Source organism: Faecalibacterium sp. 3 (assembly GCF_048323735.1).
GTDB lineage: Bacteria > Bacillota > Clostridia > Oscillospirales > Ruminococcaceae > Faecalibacterium > Faecalibacterium wellingii.
This window is the reverse complement of record NZ_JBLWFN010000001.1, coordinates 1,506,431-1,524,712: the sequence shown is the minus strand read 5'-3', so window position 1 is coordinate 1,524,712 and position 18,282 is coordinate 1,506,431. Positions and strand designations below refer to the sequence as shown.

The 18,282-nt window shown below is 59.3% G+C and carries 14 protein-coding genes; all 14 read right to left on the bottom strand.

The window, feature by feature from the left end; genetic code table 11:
- Positions 1 to 37 precede the first annotated feature (37 nt).
- Positions 38 to 1,354, bottom strand: coding sequence for a murein hydrolase activator EnvC family protein (locus tag ACNSPV_RS07120; RefSeq protein ID WP_348583907.1), 1,317 nt, complete (start codon positions 1,352 to 1,354; stop codon positions 38 to 40).
- Positions 1,355 to 1,370: 16 nt separating this feature from the next.
- The gene (locus tag ACNSPV_RS07115; protein ID WP_348583909.1) at positions 1,371 to 2,279 is read right to left on the bottom strand and encodes a cell division protein FtsX; all 909 of its coding nucleotides are present in this window, start codon (positions 2,277 to 2,279) and stop codon (positions 1,371 to 1,373) included.
- Entirely contained in the window at positions 2,276 to 3,043 is a 768-nt protein-coding gene (ftsE, locus tag ACNSPV_RS07110) for a cell division ATP-binding protein FtsE (RefSeq protein ID WP_249238294.1), read from the bottom strand. The genes ACNSPV_RS07115 and ftsE overlap by 4 nt, the downstream gene beginning before the upstream one ends.
- 108 nt (positions 3,044 to 3,151) lie before the next feature.
- Positions 3,152 to 4,237 carry a PucR family transcriptional regulator gene (locus ACNSPV_RS07105; protein ID WP_005944450.1) on the bottom strand — a complete coding sequence of 362 codons (1,086 nt, stop codon included), beginning with the start codon at positions 4,235 to 4,237 and terminating at the stop codon, positions 3,152 to 3,154.
- 264 nt (positions 4,238 to 4,501) lie between these two features.
- Positions 4,502 to 5,203: a pseudouridine synthase gene (locus ACNSPV_RS07100; RefSeq protein WP_348583912.1), complete on the bottom strand. Its 702-nt coding sequence runs from the start codon at positions 5,201 to 5,203 to the stop codon at positions 4,502 to 4,504.
- Positions 5,204 to 5,658: 455 nt separating this feature from the next.
- Positions 5,659 to 5,832: a hypothetical protein gene (locus ACNSPV_RS07095; RefSeq protein ID WP_348583914.1), complete on the bottom strand. Its 174-nt coding sequence runs from the start codon at positions 5,830 to 5,832 to the stop codon at positions 5,659 to 5,661.
- A gap of 174 nt (positions 5,833 to 6,006) precedes the next feature.
- On the bottom strand, positions 6,007 to 7,452 hold the full coding sequence (gene purB / locus ACNSPV_RS07090) for an adenylosuccinate lyase (RefSeq protein WP_348583916.1): 1,446 nt from the start codon (positions 7,450 to 7,452) through the stop codon (positions 6,007 to 6,009).
- 140 nt (positions 7,453 to 7,592) lie between these two features.
- A complete protein-coding gene (locus tag ACNSPV_RS07085; protein ID WP_348583918.1) occupies positions 7,593 to 11,285 on the bottom strand; it encodes a phosphoribosylformylglycinamidine synthase in 3,693 nt (1,230 codons plus the stop codon).
- 202 nt (positions 11,286 to 11,487) lie between these two features.
- Positions 11,488 to 12,792, bottom strand: a complete 1,305-nt coding sequence (gene purD / locus ACNSPV_RS07080; protein ID WP_339396047.1) for a phosphoribosylamine--glycine ligase — start codon at positions 12,790 to 12,792, stop codon at positions 11,488 to 11,490.
- Between the two features lie 200 nt (positions 12,793 to 12,992).
- A complete protein-coding gene (locus ACNSPV_RS07075; protein ID WP_249238289.1) occupies positions 12,993 to 14,174 on the bottom strand; it encodes a phosphoribosylaminoimidazolecarboxamide formyltransferase in 1,182 nt (393 codons plus the stop codon).
- A 34-nt stretch (positions 14,175 to 14,208) separates the two neighbouring features.
- Positions 14,209 to 15,009 (bottom strand): IMP cyclohydrolase, encoded by an 801-nt coding sequence (locus ACNSPV_RS07070; RefSeq protein ID WP_339396048.1) that lies wholly within the window; start codon positions 15,007 to 15,009, stop codon positions 14,209 to 14,211.
- A gap of 120 nt (positions 15,010 to 15,129) precedes the next feature.
- Positions 15,130 to 15,726, bottom strand: coding sequence for a phosphoribosylglycinamide formyltransferase (gene purN / locus ACNSPV_RS07065; RefSeq protein ID WP_339396049.1), 597 nt, complete (start codon positions 15,724 to 15,726; stop codon positions 15,130 to 15,132).
- Complete coding sequence (gene purM, locus ACNSPV_RS07060; RefSeq protein ID WP_348583921.1) at positions 15,720 to 16,766, bottom strand: phosphoribosylformylglycinamidine cyclo-ligase; 1,047 nt, start codon at positions 16,764 to 16,766, stop codon at positions 15,720 to 15,722. The genes purN and purM overlap by 7 nt, the downstream gene beginning before the upstream one ends.
- 4 nt (positions 16,767 to 16,770) lie before the next feature.
- Positions 16,771 to 18,249 (bottom strand): amidophosphoribosyltransferase, encoded by a 1,479-nt coding sequence (purF, locus tag ACNSPV_RS07055; RefSeq protein ID WP_348583923.1) that lies wholly within the window; start codon positions 18,247 to 18,249, stop codon positions 16,771 to 16,773.
- Positions 18,250 to 18,282 lie beyond the last annotated feature (33 nt).

The window sequence follows — 18,282 nt, the reverse complement described above, 5'->3', positions numbered from 1 at the left end:
GTTCGTTCATAGAATACCAGACTCCTTATAAATACACTCAGTTGTGCGGGAATGGGATATAACCGCGCGGATTGACCGCATTGGCCTTTTTGCCGCCCTTCCAGACCTCCAGATGCAGGTGGTTGCCGGTAGAGTTGCCGGTAGAGCCAACGTAGCCGATCAGCTCGCCCTGCTTGACATACTTGCCTGCGCTGGTGGCGACCGACCTCATATGGCCGTACAGGGTGCTGTAGGCATTGCCATCCGACATGCTGCCGTGATAGATGATGACATAGTTGCCATAGCCGCCGCTGGACCAGCCTGCCACCTGCACATAGCCGCTGGCGGCTGCGTAGATAGGCGTACCGCCCGGGGCCGCCAGATCGATGCCGGCATGCAGCCTGTTGACGCCGGACACCGGATTCTTACGCCAGCCGTACTCGCTGGAAACGCGGGTATAGCTCTTCAGCGGGCAGGCAAAGCCGGTAAAGCTCAGCTGCGGCTTACTGGATGCAGCCGCTGCGATCGACTTCTGGATCTCTTTTTTGACTGCCTCATAGTTCAGCTCGTCCGATTCAATGGCCGCCTGCGCTGCCTTCTGGGCCTTCTGGGCGTCCTGTGCAGAGAGCTGTGCCGCAGAGATGCTGCTGTTCAGCTCGCTCTGCTTGGCCTTCATCTGGTAGTTCTGGGTATCCAGCTCTGCCTTCTGGCCCTTCAGCTCCTTGCGCTGGGCTTCCAGCTCCACCTTATCTGCTTCCAGAGCGCTCTTGGCGGCTTTCATATTGTCCATGATCTCGGTATCTTTGATGGAGATATCCTGCATGACCTCGTTGAAGGTCAGCAGCTCATACAGGTCGTTCACCGCGCTCAGCATGGCCACACTGCCGCCATCGCGCAGCTCCTGCATCGCCGCCATATGCTTTTTGAAATCGTCCCACTGGCCGTCGATCTCGGTCTGCTTCTGGGTGATCTCCGCTTCCTTGGCGCTGATCTTCTGCTCGGTCTGACCGATGCTGTTCTGCACCGCCGCGATCTGGGTGCTCAGCACACCGATCTGAGACTGAATGACGCCCACGCGCTCCTTCAGCTCACTTTCCAGCGCTTTTGCCGCAGTTTCCTTTTTCTTTGCGTCCGAAAGCTCCTTTTTGTGCTGGTCAATGGATTTGGAAAGGCTGTTCAGCTTGTTCTGCAGGCTGGCCATACTGGTGGCTGCCGTAGCCGGGTGAAAGCTTACGCTTGCCACAAGGCACGCGGCCGCCAGACACAGGCTGACGCCCCGCAGCAGCTTACTGCGGGCAGGCTCCGGCCGGGCATGGCGCGGCGTGTAGCCGGGCAGTTGAAGCCGGAAGGGCTTTGCATGAAGTGCTTTTTTCATGTGCGGCTCCTTTCCATCATACATTCAGGTGTTTGCGGATGGAGAACATGCTGCCCAGACCACCCACAACAGCACCGCCGATGAGGCTGTACGGGACGATGGTGGACCAGACGGCGCTCACCGGCACAAGGGCCTGACCCATGATCATTTCCCATACGCCGCCCAGACCATCGGAGGCCTGCACCATATAGGAGTAGCCGCCCAGACTGATCGCTGCAGTGAGTGCACCGGAGATCAGGCCCATGGCCAGACCCTCCACAAAGAAGGGCAGGGTGACAAGGCTGTTGGTGGCGCCCACATACTTCATGATCTCGATCTCGCGGCGGCGGGCAAACACGCTCAGGCGGATGGTGCTGCCCACGGTGATGATGCTGACCACCATCAGCACCAGCACGATACCGCGGCCCACTTTGGTAACAGAGCGCTGCACCTGCACAAAGACATTGGTCATTTCCACCGGAGCGGTCACGCTGTATACCCCTTGGATGGCCTGCATCTTCTTGCTCATTTCCTCCATCTGGCTCAGGTCTGCGATGGAGACGCGGTAGTTTGCCTTGAAGGGGTTGTCGTTTTCAAACTCGTCCCACAGGGAGGAGTAATCTTCCATGTAATTGCGGTAGGTGTTCAGCACGTCCTGCTTGGAGACGAACTGCACATTGGTCACGCCGGGCATGGCAGACAGCTTTTCGCCCACAGCCTGAGCGGTGGCATCGTCGCACTCCGGGTCCAGATAGACCACGGTCTCGTTCTGGCTGCCCAGATAGTTGACCATGCTGTCCACGTTCACCTCTGCAAGGCTTGCAAAGGTGTTCAGGGTCATACAGACGCTGAGGGACAGGATGCACACACAGGTCATGGCCCAGTGCTTGCCCAGATTGCACACGCCGCGCCGGACCAGGAAAAAGAAGGTAGAAGGTCTCATCATACGGTGGCCGCCTCCTTTTCTGCAGTGTTTTTCGGTTCCAGCTCGGTCTCAAACAGGCGCTCCCGGCGCTCTGCCCGCTCCCGGATGGCTTCCTTATCGGCAGGCACGTCCGAAATGATGCGGCCCTTTTTCAGGGTAACGACCCGCTGATGGAACTGACGCACCAGCTCGTGTTCATGGGTGACGACCACAACGGTGATGCCCATTTCACTCACCCGCTCCAGCAGCTCCATCATTTCCAGACTCAGCTCCGGGTCGATGTTACCGGTGGGCTCGTCCGCAATGACCAGCTTGGGGCCGTGGGCAAGTGCACGGGCCACAGCCACGCGCTGCTGTTCGCCGCCGGAAAGGGTGTCCGGATAAGCCTTGGCCTTATCCTCCAGATGCACCAGTTCCAGCATGTACTCCACACGGTCACGGATCTCCTTGCGCTTGACATTGGTGACGTGCATGGCAAAAGCGATGTTCTCGTACACGGTCATGGTGGGGATCAGACGGAAATCTTGAAAGATAATGCCCATCTGACGGCGCAGATACGGCACCTGATGGCGGCGCAGCCGGGCAACATCCTTGCCCAGCACAGTCACCTTGCCTTCGCTGGGCAGCTCCTCGCGCAGCAGCAGCTTGAGCAGGGTGGATTTGCCTGCGCCGGAATGGCCCAGCAGGAACACGAACTCGCCATCGTCCACATGGAGGCTGATGTCGTCCAGTGCAAGCGGTCCGCCCCGTTTATATTCCTTGGAAACGTGTTCTAAATCGATCATAGGGTAATATTAGCTCCTGACATTAAAATCTGTTTTCACAGCAAAAAGAACCGGCCAGCATCGGTTGCGAGCGGCCGGTTCTGCACTGCAGGCAGAGCCTGCAGCCTATTAGTATTTGGCCGGATTGTTGGACAGGTACTTTTTGACCATCAATGCTACCTTGAAGACGATAGCATCGTCGAACTCACGCAGATCCAGGCCAGTCAGCTTTTTGATCTTTTCCAGACGATACACCAGCGTGTTGCGGTGCACGAACAGGCCGCGGCTGGTTTCCGACACATTCAGGTTGTTCTCAAAGAAGCGCTGGATGGTGAACAGGGTCTCCTGATCCAGGCTCTCGATGCTGCCCTGCTTGAACACCTCACGCAGGAACATCTCGCACACGGTGGTGGGCAGCTGATAGATCAGGCGTGCAATGCCCAGATTATCGTAGCGGATGATCTGCTTTTCGGTGTCGAACACCTTGCTCACTTCCATGGCGATCTGTGCTTCCTTGAAGGAGGTAGCCAGATCCTTCACGTTGGAAATGGGGGTGCCAATGCCCACCACAGCCTTGATGTAGTGCTCGCCGGACAGGGTATCCACGATGCTGGCAGCCAGCTTTTCCATATCCGTGCGGTCGATGCCCTTGCGGATCTCCTTGACCAGCACCGTATCCGTCTCGCTGATGTTGAACACAAAGTCCTTCTGCTTATCCGGGAACAGGCTGCTGACCACATCATAGGCGGAGATGTCGCCGCCGGAAGTCACGCGCACGATGAACACCACGCGGGAAACGTCGGTGGCAAAGTGCAGCTCACGGGCCTTGGCATAGATATCGCCGGGCAGGATATTATCCAGCACCACGTTCTTGATGAAGTTGGACTTATCGAACTTCTCATCGTGGTACTGCTTGATGCTCTGCAGGCTGATGGACAGCATGGCGGCAAACTGACCAGCCGTCTCGTCCACGCCCTCCACGAACACTGCATAATCGTTATGCTTGGCGCTGGAGAACTGCTGATAGGTGTAGCCATCGCGCACGAAGCGGTCCCCCGCCGTCAGGCGCTCTGCCATGAAGCCCTCGCGCACCTCGCCGATCAGGTTCAGCTCCGAGCAGGAAATGACAGCGCCGGTCTCATCCACCACGCCGACCACCCGGTTGATCGCATCTTTCATCTGGTAGATCACGCTTTGAAATACTCTATTGGCCATAATGGATACCCCTTTTCCTCGTTTGTGCAAACCGCAGCGGCAGCCGGTCGTGATTTTCAACAATTTAGCTGCATTACATTTTATGTTTTACACAAAAGAATTTACTTTTGCAACATATTTCAACAAAAAAGATAGTTTTTTCTTGTGAATATTATCTCTCAGGGGTTTTTCAAGCCAAAAAAGTGCCTTTTTGCGTGGTTCTGGCCTCTATTTTACCGGCAAAATGTGTTGCTTTTTTGAAATCCGGGTGAAAAGCGCACCCTATCAGATGGTAATTTTTGACACTTCTTCGGCAGAAAGCTCCCGCCACTGCCCCGGTGCAAGGGCCGCATCCAGCGCAAGGCCGCCGATGGCGTCCCGGTGCAGGCCGTTCACGCCTGCGCCGTACACGCCGAACATCCGCTTGATCTGGTGGTAGACCCCCTGCCGCAGCACCACCCGCACGGTCAGGCCGTCGGCAGAAAGGGCCGTGACCTCCGCAGGCGAAAGCGCTGTGCCGTCCGCCAGCGTGACCCCGGCGGCAAAACCAGTGCGCATCTCCTCGGTCAGCGGCATGTCCAGCACCACAGTGTAGGTCTTGGAGACGTGGCGCTTTGGGGCAAGGATCTCGTGGGCAAAGGTGCCGTCATCGGTCAGCAGCACAAAGCCGGTGCTGGTCTTGTCCAGCCGCCCCGCCGGAAACAGCTGCCTCCGCGGATAGGCGTCCCCCACCAGATCCACCACGGTGGTGTCCCGCTTGTCCGTGGAAGCGCTTACCACTCCCTCGGGCTTGTTGAGCATCAGGTACACAAACTGCTGGTAATTCAGGGCTTTGCCGTCCACGGCCACAGTGTCACTTTCTTTGAGCTGGGTGTCCCCTTTTTTGCAGACAGCACCGTTCACCTGCACCCGCCCTTTGGAAAGCAGCACCTTGGCCTCGCTGCGGGTGCACTGGGCCGTCTCGGCTAAGTATTTATCCAATCGCATACGCGGTTCTCCTTTGTTGATGATACTCCCAGTGTAGCATGACAGCGGATTTTTCTCAAGGGGGACAGGCATCAAAAAAGGCCGCCGCAGATGCGGCGACCCTTTAAATTTTTTCCTGAAAACAGGAACGGGGAACGGCATCTGAACCGTTCCCCATCGAGTGGCATCCGGCAGGCGTGGCGTTCTCCTGCATCTCTCAGAGCAAAAGCTCTTGTCGTTACCATCGGCGTGTGGCTGCCACGAAATTGACCACCTCAGATGCTCTCTTATCCTATGTACAGGATATCACATTTATTCTTTTTTGTAAAGTGTATCACCCTGCCGAAGCAGTCGCTGAAAACGTTTTTTGCTGATTTTCCACATCGTGATGATCGAGTTTTTATACTCTTTCGGATCACTCGACACCTTCAGCCGCAAAATCACCTCTGCTTCGAACTCCGGCGTTTCGATCTGTTTTAAAACCAGCGCTGTATGCGGGCGATTCGCACGCAGAATATAATCGGCTCCTGTAAAATCCGTGGGATATGCTCTGCAAGACGTTCAAAGTCGCCCGGATGGCCTTCTTCAATGTGCAGAATCTGCTGCTCGGTAATAATGACTTCATCCGTCACCAAGTCTTCTTCGACCACACGATAAAGTTCCCGGTCGATTTTGCAAATAAAATTCACGTCCTGCCTCACACCTGTCCGATTTTATGGAATGAGTATAGCATATCCAGACGTTTTTTCATAGATTTTTGTATTAAAAATAGAGAGAGGCCAATTAGCCTCTCTCTATTTTTAATACGCATGACAGCTTTACATTTACACGCTCAGAGATGCGTGCTGCTCCACGGCATCGGGGTTGGCATCGAAGATGGGCTTGAGCACATTGGCGATGAACTCCTCCACCTGCTGCGGTGCACGGCCCACAAAGTTCTCCGGCACAAGGCCCTCCACGATCTCCTCGCGGGTCAGGCCAAAGGCGGGGTCGGCAGCGATGCGGTCCACCATATCGTTGGGCAGGCCCTCTTCCTTGACCTGCTTGCCGGCGGCGATGGCGTGCTGACGCAGGCGCTCGTGCAGCTCCTGACGGTTGCCGCCCTTTTCCACAGCCTGCATCATGATGTTCTCGCTGGCCATGAAGGGCAGCTCTGCCATCAGACGGCTGCGCACCACCTTGGGGTACACCACGATGCCATCGGTGACGTTGAGCATGATGTTCAGGATAGCGTCGGTGGCAAGGAAGCCCTCAGCCATGGCAACACGCTTGTTGGCGCTGTCGTCCAGCGTGCGCTCAAACCACTGGGTGCCGGTGGTAAAGCTGGGGTTCAGCACATCCACCATCAGATAGCGGCTCAGCGCACAGATGCGCTCGCAGCGCATGGGGTTGCGCTTGTAGGGCATGGCGGAAGAACCGATCTGGTTCTTCTCGAACGGCTCCTCCATCTCCTTGAAGTTGGCCAGCAGGCGCAGGTCGGTGGCGAACTTCATGCAGCTCTGGCCAATGCCGGCCAGGGCATTCAGGATGAAGGCGTCCACCTTGCGGCTGTAGGTCTGGCCGGACACGGGGATGACCGCATCGGGCGCAAAGCCCATCTCCTTGGCGATGGAAGCATCCACGGCGCGGATCTTATCGGCGTCACCCTTGAACAGCTCCATAAAGGAAGCCTGTGTGCCGGTGGTGCCCTTGACGCCGCGCAGCTGCAGAACGGCAAGACGGTGGTCGATCTCCTGCAGATCCATCACCAGCTCGTTGGCCCACAGGGTGGCGCGCTTGCCCACGGTGGTGGGCTGAGCAGGCTGGCAGTGGGTGTAGGCCATGCAGGGCATGTCCTTGTATTCCTCAGCGAAGCGGCCCAGCTTTGCCAGCACACCGATCAGCTTTTTGCGCACCAGCTCCAGACCCTGACGCATCACGATGATGTCGGTGTTGTCGCCCACGTAGCAGCTGGTGGCACCCAGATGGATGATGCCGGCTGCCTTGGGGCACTGCTGGCCGTAGGCGTAAACATGGCTCATCACGTCGTGGCGCACCAGCTTTTCGCGCTCAATGGCCACTTCATAGTTGATATCGTCCACATGGGCTTCCAGCTCGGCCACCATATCGGGGGTGATGTTGGTCAGGCCCTGCTCCATTTCGGCCCGGGCCAGCGCCACCCACAGGCGGCGCCATGTGCGGAACTTGTTGTCGTCCGAGAAGATATACTGCATCTCATCCGAGGAATAGCGGGTGGAAAAGGGGCTGATATAACGATCATGCTGAGACATTGGTTATTTCCTCCTGAAAGTGACTCCCCCAGTCGCCTTCCGGCGACAGCCCCCTCGGGGAGGGGGCCTTTCAGCCTCCCTCTCCGAGGGAGGTGGCATCGCGTCAGCGATGACGGAAGGAGTTTTTCTCTATTCTACCATCAAATCTTGAAATAGTCCACGCCGCCCTCAAAGATCGGCTGATATTTGTCACCGGTAACGTTCTTGTACAGGTACTCGCCGCTGCGCTCCGAGTGGCCCATCTTGCCGAACACACGGCCATCCGGGCTGGTGATGCCTTCGATCGCCAGCACAGAACCGTTGGGGTTATAGCTCTGATCCATGGTGGGATCGCCCTCGATGTCCACATACTGGGTGGCGATCTGGCCGTTCTTCATGAGGGTGTCCAGCACTTCCTGCGGAGCCACGAAACGGCCCTCGCCATGGCTGATGGCAACGGTGAACTGTTCGCCCACCTCGCACTTGGAGAGCCACGGGCTGCCGGTGGATGCAATGCGGGTGCGCACCAGCATGCTCTGGTGGCGGCCGATGGTGTTGAAGGTCAGGGTGGGGTCATAGGGAGTGATGGGGCGGATATCGCCGTAGGGGACCAGACCCAGCTTGATGAGAGCCTGGAAGCCGTTGCAGATGCCCAGCATCAGGCCGTCGCGCTGCTGCAGCAGACGGCGCACTGCCTCGGTGACCTCCGGGTTGCGGAAGAAGGAAGCAATGAACTTTGCACTGCCGTCCGGCTCGTCGCCGCCGGAGAAGCCGCCGGGCAGCATGACGATCTGGCTGTTATCGATGGCCTTGACCAGTGCCTTGCAGCTCTCGGCCACGTCGGCGGGGGTCAGGTTGCGGATGACCAGGATCTCCGGGTCGGCACCGGCGCGGGCAAAGGCCTTGGCGGTGTCGTACTCGCAGTTGGTGCCCGGGAACACCGGAATGATGACCTTGGGCTTTGCCACGCCGATCTTGGGTGCGGCGGGTGCGGTCAGGCTGCCGTTGATCTTTTCCACAGTGGGGCCTGCCTTGCGGTAGGGGTACACCGGCTCCAGCTTGCCTTCCCAGATCTCCTGCAGCTGGGCCATATCCAGCTTTTCGCCGCAGGCTTCAAAGACGTATTCCTTGGTGGTCTCGCCCAGGATCTCACCGGCGGGAGAATCGGACACCATTTCCAGAACGATGGAGCCGTACATGGGCTGGAACATCTCATGGGTGGTCTTATCCGCACGCATCTTGAAGCCGATGTGGTTGCCAAGGCCCATCTTGAACAGAGCCTCGGCAATGCCGCCGTAGCCCACAGAGCAGGCGGATGCCACCATACCCTCTTCGATCATGTCCTCCACCATCTTGTAGTTGGCCTTCAGGGAGAAGAAGTTGGGGCAGCCGGTCTCGGGGTCGATGATGGGCCGTACCAGCACCACCGTGCTCTCCGGCTTCTTGAATTCGGTGGACACCACCTTGTTTGCCTTGCCGATGGCTGTGGCGAAGGAGACCAGCGTGGGAGGCACATCCAGCTTTTCAAAGGAGCCGGACATGCTGTCCTTGCCGCCGATGGATGCAATGCCCAGACCCATCTGGGCATCCAGTGCACCCAGCAGAGCGGCCAGCGGCTTGCCCCAGCGCTCCGGGGCGGTGCCCAGACGCTCGAAATATTCCTGGAAGGTGAGGTAAGCATCCTCATAGCGGAAGCCGGAGGCCACCAGCTTGGTAACGCTCTCGATGACAGCCATCTGAGCGCCCTTGTACTGGTCTGCGCTCATCAGGAAGGGGTTGAAGCCCCATGCCATGCCGGAGCAGGTGCTGGTCTCGCCGTCCACCGGCAGCTTTGCCACCATGGCGTTCTGCGGGGTCAGCTGATAGGCACCGCCAAAGGGCATGAGCACGGTGGCGGCACCAATGGTGGAGTCGAACCGCTCAGACAGGCCCTTCTTGCTGCAGATGTTCAAATCGCCCACCATATTCTTCATCTTCTGGCTGAAGGTCAGGCCCTCCCACTGGGGCTGCCAGACCGTGGCCTTTTCCACATGGACCTTCTGGTGCTTCTCGGCACCGTTGGAGTTCAGAAACTCGCGGCTGATGTTCACAATGGACATGCCGTTCCACACCATATTCAGGCGGGGCTCAGCTGTCACCTTTGCCACAGGAGTGGCCTCAAGGTTCTCTTCGTTGGCGAGGGCAATGAACTTGTCCACGTCCTCGGGGGCCAGCGCCACAGCCATACGCTCCTGGCTCTCGCTGATGGCCAGCTCGGTGCCGTCCAGACCCTCGTACTTCTTGGTGACCTTGTTCAGGTCGATATACAGGCCGTCGGCCAGCTCACCGATGGCAACGGACACACCGCCTGCACCAAAGTCGTTGCAGCGCTTGATCATCCTGCAGGCATCCTCGCGGCGGAACAGGCGCTGCAGCTTGCGCTCGATGGGAGCATTGCCCTTCTGCACCTCGGCACCACAGTGCTCAAGGCTGTCCAGCTTGTGGGCCTTGGAGGAGCCGGTAGCGCCGCCCACACCATCACGGCCGGTGCGGCCGCCCAGCAGCACGATGACATCGCCGGGGGCGGGGCACTCGCGGCGGACGTGGGAAGCGGGAGTAGCGCCTACAACGGCGCCGATCTCCATGCGCTTTGCCACGTAGCCGGGGTGGTAGATCTCATCCACCTGACCGGTAGCAAGGCCGATCTGGTTACCGTAGGAGGAATAGCCTGCGGCAGCAGTGGTCACCAGCTTGCGCTGGGGCAGCTTGCCGGGCAGGGTCTCACTGACCGGCTTGAGCGGGTCGCCTGCGCCGGTAACGCGCATGGCCTGATAGACGTAGCTGCGGCCGGACAGCGGGTCACGGATGGCACCGCCGATGCAGGTAGCCGCACCGCCGAAGGGCTCGATCTCGGTGGGGTGGTTGTGGGTCTCATTCTTGAACAGGAACAGCCAGTCCTCGTCCTTGCCGTTCACATCGCACTTGATCTTGACGGTGCAGGCGTTGATCTCGTCGGACTCGTCCAGATTTTTCAGGATGCCCTGCTTCTTCAGCTCCTTGGCGCCGATGGTGGCAAGATCCATCATGCAGCGGGGCTTGTTCTCCCGGCCCAGATCGGCACGCATGGCCATGTAGCGGTCAAAGGCCTTCTGCACCACGGCATCGTCAATCTGCACATCGTCCAGAATGGTGCCGAAGGTGGTGTGGCGGCAGTGATCGGACCAGTAGGTGTCGATCATCTTGATCTCGGTGATGGTGGGGTCACGGTGCTCCGAGCGGAAATACTTCTGGCAGAACTCGATATCACCAAGGTCCATGGCAAGGCCGTTGTCCGCAATGAACTTTTTCAGCTGCTCTTCGTCCAGCTGGTTGAAGCCCTCCAGCACCTTGACCGGGGCGGGCACGGGGTACTCCATTTTCAGGGTCTGCTTGGTGTCCAGCGAAGCCTCACGGGCCTCCACCGGGTTGATGACGTATTTCTTGATCTCGGCCACCTGCTCATCGGTCAGGGCACCCTCCAGCAGATAGACACGGGCAGAGCGCACCAGCGGGCGCTCGCCCTGACTGATGAGCTGGATGCACTCGGCAGCGGAGTCTGCGCGCTGGTCGAACTGGCCGGGCAGATATTCCACCGCAAAGGACACGCCGTCGCTGGCGGGCAGCTCGGCATAGGTGTTATCCACCGGCGGCTCGCTGAACACGGTGTCTGCGCACTGGTTGAACAGCGCTTCGTCGATGCCTTCCACGTCGTAACGGTTCAGCAGACGCAGGCCGGACAGTTCCTTGATGCCCAGCAGGCTGGTGAGCTCATTTTTCAGGCCGGTGGCTTCCACATCGAAGCCGGGCTTTTTTTCCACATAAATACGATAGACCATTGGGTAGGTTCCCCCTTTGTATTCTTTGAACCGACCCTCTCAGTCACGGCTTACGCCGTGCCAGCTCCCCCGAAAGGGGGAGCTTTTTCTGCTGGCGGAGAGTACCGCGTTCGATGGAAAGCACAGGCTTACCCATTTTCCCGCATAAAGTTCCCCCTTCGGGAGAGCTGTCGCCGCCAGGCGACTGAGAGGGTTTTCTTTCTTACTGCTTCTCTGCCAGTGCCTTCAGGGCGCGCAGGCCGATATCGCTGCGCTTGTGCAGCTTTTCAAAGCTGATCTTCTCTGCTGCCTCATAGGCATGGCTCAGTGCATTGGTCAGGCGCGGGCCGGTGGCGGTGACACCCAGCACACGGCCGCCGGCCGTGACAAGGGTGCCGTCCTCGGTGATGGCAGTGCCGGAGTGGTAGACCGTCACATTCTCCTCGCCGGGCAGCTGACCGTCCACAAGGCCGGTGATGGGCTTGCCCTTCTCGTAAGCCACCGGGTAGCCGCCGGAAGCCAGAATGACGCAGGCGGCAGCGCCGTCCGAGAACTTGACCTCCTCGTTTTCCAGCGTGCCGTTGGTGCAGGCCTGCATGATGTGCAGCAGGTCGCCTTCCAGCAGGGGCAGCACCACCTGCGTCTCCGGGTCACCAAAGCGGCAGTTGTACTCAATGACCTTGGGGCCGTCCGGGGTGAGCATCAGGCCGAAGTACAGGCAGCCTTTGAAGGGGCAGCCCTCGGCGTTCATGGCCTTGATGGTGGGCAGGAAAATTTTCTCCATGCATTCGGCAGCCACTTCCGGGGTGTAATAGGGGTTGGGAGCAATGGTGCCCATGCCGCCGGTGTTCAGGCCGGTGTCGTGGTCGTTGGCGCGCTTGTGGTCCATGCTGGACACCATGGGCTTGACCACCTTTCCGTCCGTAAAGCTCAGCACGCTGACCTCCGGGCCGGTGAGGAACTCTTCCACCACCACATGGTTGCCGGAAGCGCCGAACTTCTTGTCCAGCATGATCTCCTTGACGCCCTCGGCTGCCTGCTGCTCGTTTTCGCAGATCAGCACGCCCTTGCCCAGTGCCAGACCGTCGGCCTTGATGACCACCGGGTACTTGCCCTCGGCGCGGATATAGTCCATGACCTTTGCGGGGTCATCGAAAGCCTCGTACTTTGCGGTGGGGATGCCGTACTTCTTCATCAGGTCCTTGGAGAACACCTTGGAGGCCTCAATGCGGGCTGCAGCTTTGTCCGGGCCAAAGGCCGGGATACCCACAGCGGCCAGCGCGTCCACCATGCCGAGGGCCAGGGGGTCGTCCTGCGCCACCACAACGTAATCGAACTTTTCTTCTACGGCAAAGCCCACCATGGTGTCCACATCGGTAGACTTGATGTTTTTGCACTTTGCGTCATAGCTGATGCCGCCGTTGCCGGGTGCGCACCAGATCTCGCCGCAGTCAGGGCTCTTTTTCAGTGCCTTGATGATGGCGTGCTCGCGGCCGCCGCCGCCCACTACCAGAATTTTTTCAGCCATATCATTCACCTTCCCGTTTTTGAATGTCCCTCTCAGTCATTGCTGCGCAATGCCAGCTCCCCCGAAGGGGGGAGTTTTTTTCTGCTGACGGCAGGTACTGCGTTTAACGAAATGCGTATTTCTGTCCGTTTTCTCGCATAAAGCTCCCCCCTCGGGGGAGCTGTCGCCATCAGGCGACTGAGAGGGTTCGTTCTTTTCCCTTAGTGATGGAACAGCCGCAGGCCGCAGAAGGCCATTGCGATGCCGTACTTGTTGCAGGTGTCGATGACCTGCTGGTCACGGATGGAGCCGCCGGGCTGCACGATGGCAGTGACGCCGGAGCGGCGGGCGCGCTCGATGTTGTCGCCGAAGGGGAAGAATGCATCCGAGCCAAGGCACACACCGGTCACCTTGCTGAGATATGCCTTCTTTTCCTCTGCGGTCAGGGGCGCGGGCTGCTCGGTGAAGGTCTCTGCCCAGACGTCATCACCGATGACATCCTCCGGGGTATCGCCGATGTAAACATCAATGGCGTTGTCGCGGTTGGGCTTTGCCACATCATCGCGGAAAGGCAGGTTGAGTACCTTGTCCATGTGGCGCAGCTGCCAGTTGTCGGCCTTCTGGCCTGCCAGACGGGTGCAGTGGATGCGGCTCTGCTGGCCTGCGCCCACACCGATGGTCTGACCATGATAGGTGTAGCACACGCTGTTGGACTGGGTGTACTTCAGGGTGATGAGGGCAATGACCAAATCACGCTTCTGCTCCTCAGTCACGTCCTTGTTCTCGGTGACCCAGTTGTTCAGCATGGTGTCGGCGTTGATGACCAGCTCGTTGCGGCCCTGCTCAAAGGTGATGCCGTACACCTGCTTGTGCTCGATGGGAGCGGGCTTGTAGGCGGGGTCGATGGCAACCACGTTGTAGTTGCCCTTCTTCTTGCCGGACAGGATGGCCAGTGCCTCCGGCTCGTAGCCCGGGGCAATGATGCCGTCGGACACCTCGTGCTGGATCAGCTTTGCGGTGGGCACATCGCAGATGTCGGACAGGGCGATCCAGTCGCCAAAGGAGGACATGCGGTCGGCACCGCGTGCACGGGCGTAGGCATTTGCCAGCGGAGACAGCTCCATATCCGGGGCAATGTGGTACATTTTGCGCTCCACATCGGTGAGCGGCAGGCCCAGAGCTGCGCCCGCCGGGGAAACGTGCTTGAAGGAAGCTGCTGCGGGCAGACCGCAGGCAGCTTTCAGCTCCTTGACCAGCTGGATGGAGTTGAGGGCATCCAGAAAATTGATGTAGCCGGGCTTGCCGTTCAGCACGGTCACCGGCAGGTCAGAACCATCTTCCATATAAATGCGGCTGGGCTTCTGGTTGGGGTTGCAGCCGTACTTCAGTGCCAGTTCGTTCATTGGTGCATCCTCCTTATATCCTAAAGGTTTACTCTTATTCTTCCTCAGCGTCAAGCTTTTTGAGCAGTTCCAGCTCCTCGGGCAGCAGCTCCGGCTCCTCGGGGTCGTCCAGATCGCTGCACACCGGGTCATATTTATTAAAGATCATATCGCCGCTCTCGCCGGTTTCCAGATCGATGACCCGGGCAAACAGGCTCACCTTGTTGTCCAGATTCAGGCTGCTCCACAGATCGTGAGCAAAATCGCCGATGGTGCGGGGGCAGGCAAAGCGCAGCGGCTCGCCCTCAAAGCTGGGGATGGGGTTGCCGTTGTGCTTGTAGGTGCTGATGAAATGGCCTTCGCCTGCAACGGGCTGGGGATAATCAAAGAAATAGCGCTGCACGCTGTCGCCATTGCCGTCCGCAGACTTGAGAATGCTCATCTGGTAGCTGCCGTCGGCATACACCACAGCGGAGATGCGGGGGGTGTAGTTGGGGCCGTCCGGCTCAAAGGTGCGGGTGCGCAGGGCATCGGCAAAGCTCTTGCCCTGACTCATCAGGTCATAGATGGTGTCGGTCTGGTCGCCGTTGGTCACGATATGGGTCTTGCCCAGCGTCAGCACCGGATTGTAAATGATCAGGCTGGGGTCCTCCAGCTTTGCGGGGTCCGCTGCGATGGTGCAGATGCCGCCGCGCTCGGGCACGGGGTCGAACACGCGGTTGCGGCTGTTCTCGCTGCGGCCCATGATAAAGTAGCCAATGAACATCTGTCGGCCATCCGGAGCCATTGCCACAGCAATGCCGCGGCCGGGGTACTCGTTGGATGCCAGATACTCGTTCAGGTTGATCTTTTCCATGTCAAATTCTCCTATTACGGAACTCCCCCAGTCGCCTGCGGCGACAGCCCCCTCGGAGAGGGAGCCTTGCCTCCCTCCTTGAGGGAGGTGGCACGCCGTCAGGCGTGACGGAAGGAGTTTTTACTCCACTTCACCGTTACAGATCATAGCCACCGCCTTGGGCAGCAGCTTCCATTCGGCCTGCTCCATCACACGCTTCTGCAGCACCTCGGGGGTGTCGCCGGGCAGGATGTCCACGGCCTTCTGCAGCAGGATGGGCCCGCCGTCGCACTCTTCGTTCACGAAGTGGACGGTGGCACCGGTCACCTTGCAGCCCCGGGCCAGAGCCGCCTCATGCGGACGCAGGCCGTACATGCCGGGCCCGCAGAAAGACGGGATGAGCGCCGGGTGCACATTCAGGATGCGGCGGGGATACGCTTCAATGACACTGGGCCCCAGCACGGACAGAAAGCCTGCCAGCACCACCAGATCGATGTTGTGGTCTTTCAACGTTTTCAGCAGAGCTGCGTCGAAATCTTCACTGTTCTCGTAATCCTTGCGGCGCACCACGCAGCCTTCCACACCGGCCTTTGCGGCCCGTTCCAGCGCATAGACACCGGGCTTGGAGGCCACCACGAGGGTGATCCTGCCGTTGGGGTTCTCGCCCCGGGCTTCGCTGTCCAGCAGAGCCTGCAGGTTGGTGCCGCCGCCGGAGACTAAAACTGCAATGTTCAGCACAGCTCCACGCCCTCACCTTCTGCAATGACGCCCAGACGGTAAGCTTCCGGCTCGCCGTTTGCATGCAGGATCTCCAGTGCCTTGTCGGCCTGCTCTGCGGGGACGGTAAGCACCATGCCCACGCCCATGTTGAAGGTGTTGAACATGTCATGCTCGGAGATGTTGCCGGTCTTCTGCATCAGCTGGAACAGCGCCGGGGTACGGACATCTGCCTTGTTGATGCGTGCGCAGCAACCCTTCTTCAGGCTGCGGGGGATGTTCTCGTAGAAGCCGCCGCCGGTGATGTGGGAAATGCCCTTCACATCCACCTCTTCCAGTACCTTCAGCACAGGCTTTACGTAGATCTTGGTGGGGGCCAGCAGGGCCTCGCCGAGGGTCTTGCCGCCCAGCTCTTCCGGCTTGGTGTGCAGCACATCGGGGTTTGCGTCAATGTCAAAGATCTTGCGCACCAGCGAGAAACCGTTGGAGTGCACACCGGTGGAAGGCAGGGCGATGATCACATCACCGGCTGCCATGGTCTCGTTGCTGAGGATCTTTTCCTTATCCACAACGCCAACGGTGAAGCCGGCCAGATCGTACTCCTCCTCCGGCATCATGCCCGGGTGCTCGGCAGTCTCGCCGCCCACCAGAGAGCAGTCGGCCTGCACGCAGCCCTCGGCCACGCCCTTGACGATCTCGGCGATCTTCTCAGGAATGTTGCGGCCGCAGGCGATGTAATCCAGGAACACCAGCGGCTTTGCACCAGCGCAGATCACATCGTTGACGCACATGGCCACGCAGTCGATGCCGATGGTATCGTGCCTGTCCATGATCATGGCGATCTTCAGCTTGGTGCCCACGCCATCGGTGCCGGAGATCAGCACCGGGTGCTTATAACCGGTGCAGTCCAGCTCGAACAGACCACCAAAGCCGCCCAAGCCTCCGATGCAATGCTCGTTCATGGTACGGGCCACATACTGCTTCATCAGTTCAACGGAGCGGTAGCCTGCGGTGATGTCCACACCGGCGGCTGCGTAGCTTTCAGAATAGCTCTTTTCCATGGTCTTACTCTCCTAATTTTTTCTCGTCCTTGGGACGGTCGTTCAGGTGGCGTTCGTGAATATCGGTGGAAAGCACCTCGTCCGGCCTTACGGCGTATTCGCCGGTAAAGCAGGCAGTGCAGAATCCGCATTTTGCGTTTTTGGCCAGCTGTACCACATGCTCGGTGGACAGATAGCCCAGTGTATCGGCCCCGATGATCTCATTGATCTGCTCCACGGTGCGGCCCGTGGCGACCAGCAGCTTCTGGTCCGGGATATCGGTGCCGAAGTAGCAGGGGTACTTGAACGGCGGGGCCGACACCATAAAGTGCACCTCGGTGGCACCGGCGTCCCGCAGCAGCTTGATGATGCGGGCAGAGGTGGTGCCGCGCACGATGGAGTCATCCACCAGCACCACCCGCTTGCCCTTGACCGTGCTGGAAACGACGTTCAGCTTGATGCGCACGCTGTTCTCGCGCTGCTTCTGGCTGCCCTGAATGAAGGTGCGGCCGATGTATTTGTTCTTGATAAAGCCGATGCCATAGGGGATGCCGCTCTCCTGTGAGTAGCCGAGCGCTGCATCCAGACCGGAATCCGGCACACCGATGACCACATCGGCCTGCACCGGGTGCTCCTGCGCCAGGAAGCGGCCTGCCTGCTTGCGGGCCTCGTGCACCGAGCTGCCCTCGATGATGCTGTCCGGGCGGGAGAAATAGATGAACTCGAACACGCACATCTGGGTGTCCGGGCGTCCGCAGTGATCCTTGATGCTGCGCAGCTCGCCGGTTTTTGCGTCTGCCACCACGATCTCGCCGGGCTCCACGTCCCGCAGCAGGGTGGCACCGGCAGCGTCCAGTGCACAGCTCTCGCTGGCAAACACGTAGCCGCCGCCGGGCAGAGTACCGATGCACAGGGGCCGGTAGCCGCGGGGATCACGCACTGCAATGAGCTTGGTGGCCGACATGATCACCAGACTGTAGGCACCCTCCAGCACATCCATCGTCTTGCTGATGGCGGTCTCGATGCTGCCCATGCGCAGGCGGTTGCGGGTGATCAGGTAGCAGATCACCTCGGTATCGGAGGAGCCGTGGAAGATGGCGCCCTCGTTTTCCAGCTGGCGGCGCAGTTCAATGGCATTGGTCAGGTTGCCGTTGTGGCACAGGGCCATGGTGCCGCGGCCGTGCCGGACGATCATGGGCTGTGCATTGGCCCGCACACGGCTGCCTGCCGTAGCGTAGCGCACATGACCGGTGGCCATGTGCGCATTGGGGTTTGCCAGACTTGCCAGCACTGCCGGGGTGAACACCTCGTTCACAAGGCCGAGGTCGCGGTGGCCGACAATGACGCCGTCATCGTTCACAGCGATGCCGCAGCTCTCCTGACCACGGTGCTGCAGAGCATACAGGGCCGAGTAGGCGGCAGCGGCCACATCCTCGGTACCGGCACGGTCATAGATGCCGAAAACACCGCATTCTTCATGCAGTGGATATGAAAAATCAGACATTGGTTCTCCTTTTTCGCTCTGAAACCCTCTCAG

What these genes read in the sequence shown, in the direction of transcription:
- ACNSPV_RS07120 (WP_348583907.1), bottom strand. Translation starts at nt 1,354, where the DNA reads ATGAAAAAAGCACTTCATGCAAAGCCCTTCCGGCTTCAACTGCCCGGC.
- ACNSPV_RS07115 (WP_348583909.1), bottom strand. Translation starts at nt 2,279, where the DNA reads ATGATGAGACCTTCTACCTTCTTTTTCCTGGTCCGGCGCGGCGTGTGC.
- ftsE (WP_249238294.1), bottom strand. Translation starts at nt 3,043, where the DNA reads ATGATCGATTTAGAACACGTTTCCAAGGAATATAAACGGGGCGGACCG.
- ACNSPV_RS07105 (WP_005944450.1), bottom strand. Translation starts at nt 4,237, where the DNA reads ATGGCCAATAGAGTATTTCAAAGCGTGATCTACCAGATGAAAGATGCG.
- ACNSPV_RS07100 (WP_348583912.1), bottom strand. Translation starts at nt 5,203, where the DNA reads ATGCGATTGGATAAATACTTAGCCGAGACGGCCCAGTGCACCCGCAGC.
- purB (WP_348583916.1), bottom strand. Translation starts at nt 7,452, where the DNA reads ATGTCTCAGCATGATCGTTATATCAGCCCCTTTTCCACCCGCTATTCC.
- ACNSPV_RS07085 (WP_348583918.1), bottom strand. Translation starts at nt 11,285, where the DNA reads ATGGTCTATCGTATTTATGTGGAAAAAAAGCCCGGCTTCGATGTGGAA.
- purD (WP_339396047.1), bottom strand. Translation starts at nt 12,792, where the DNA reads ATGGCTGAAAAAATTCTGGTAGTGGGCGGCGGCGGCCGCGAGCACGCC.
- ACNSPV_RS07075 (WP_249238289.1), bottom strand. Translation starts at nt 14,174, where the DNA reads ATGAACGAACTGGCACTGAAGTACGGCTGCAACCCCAACCAGAAGCCC.
- ACNSPV_RS07070 (WP_339396048.1), bottom strand. Translation starts at nt 15,009, where the DNA reads ATGGAAAAGATCAACCTGAACGAGTATCTGGCATCCAACGAGTACCCC.
- purM (WP_348583921.1), bottom strand. Translation starts at nt 16,766, where the DNA reads ATGGAAAAGAGCTATTCTGAAAGCTACGCAGCCGCCGGTGTGGACATC.
- purF (WP_348583923.1), bottom strand. Translation starts at nt 18,249, where the DNA reads ATGTCTGATTTTTCATATCCACTGCATGAAGAATGCGGTGTTTTCGGC.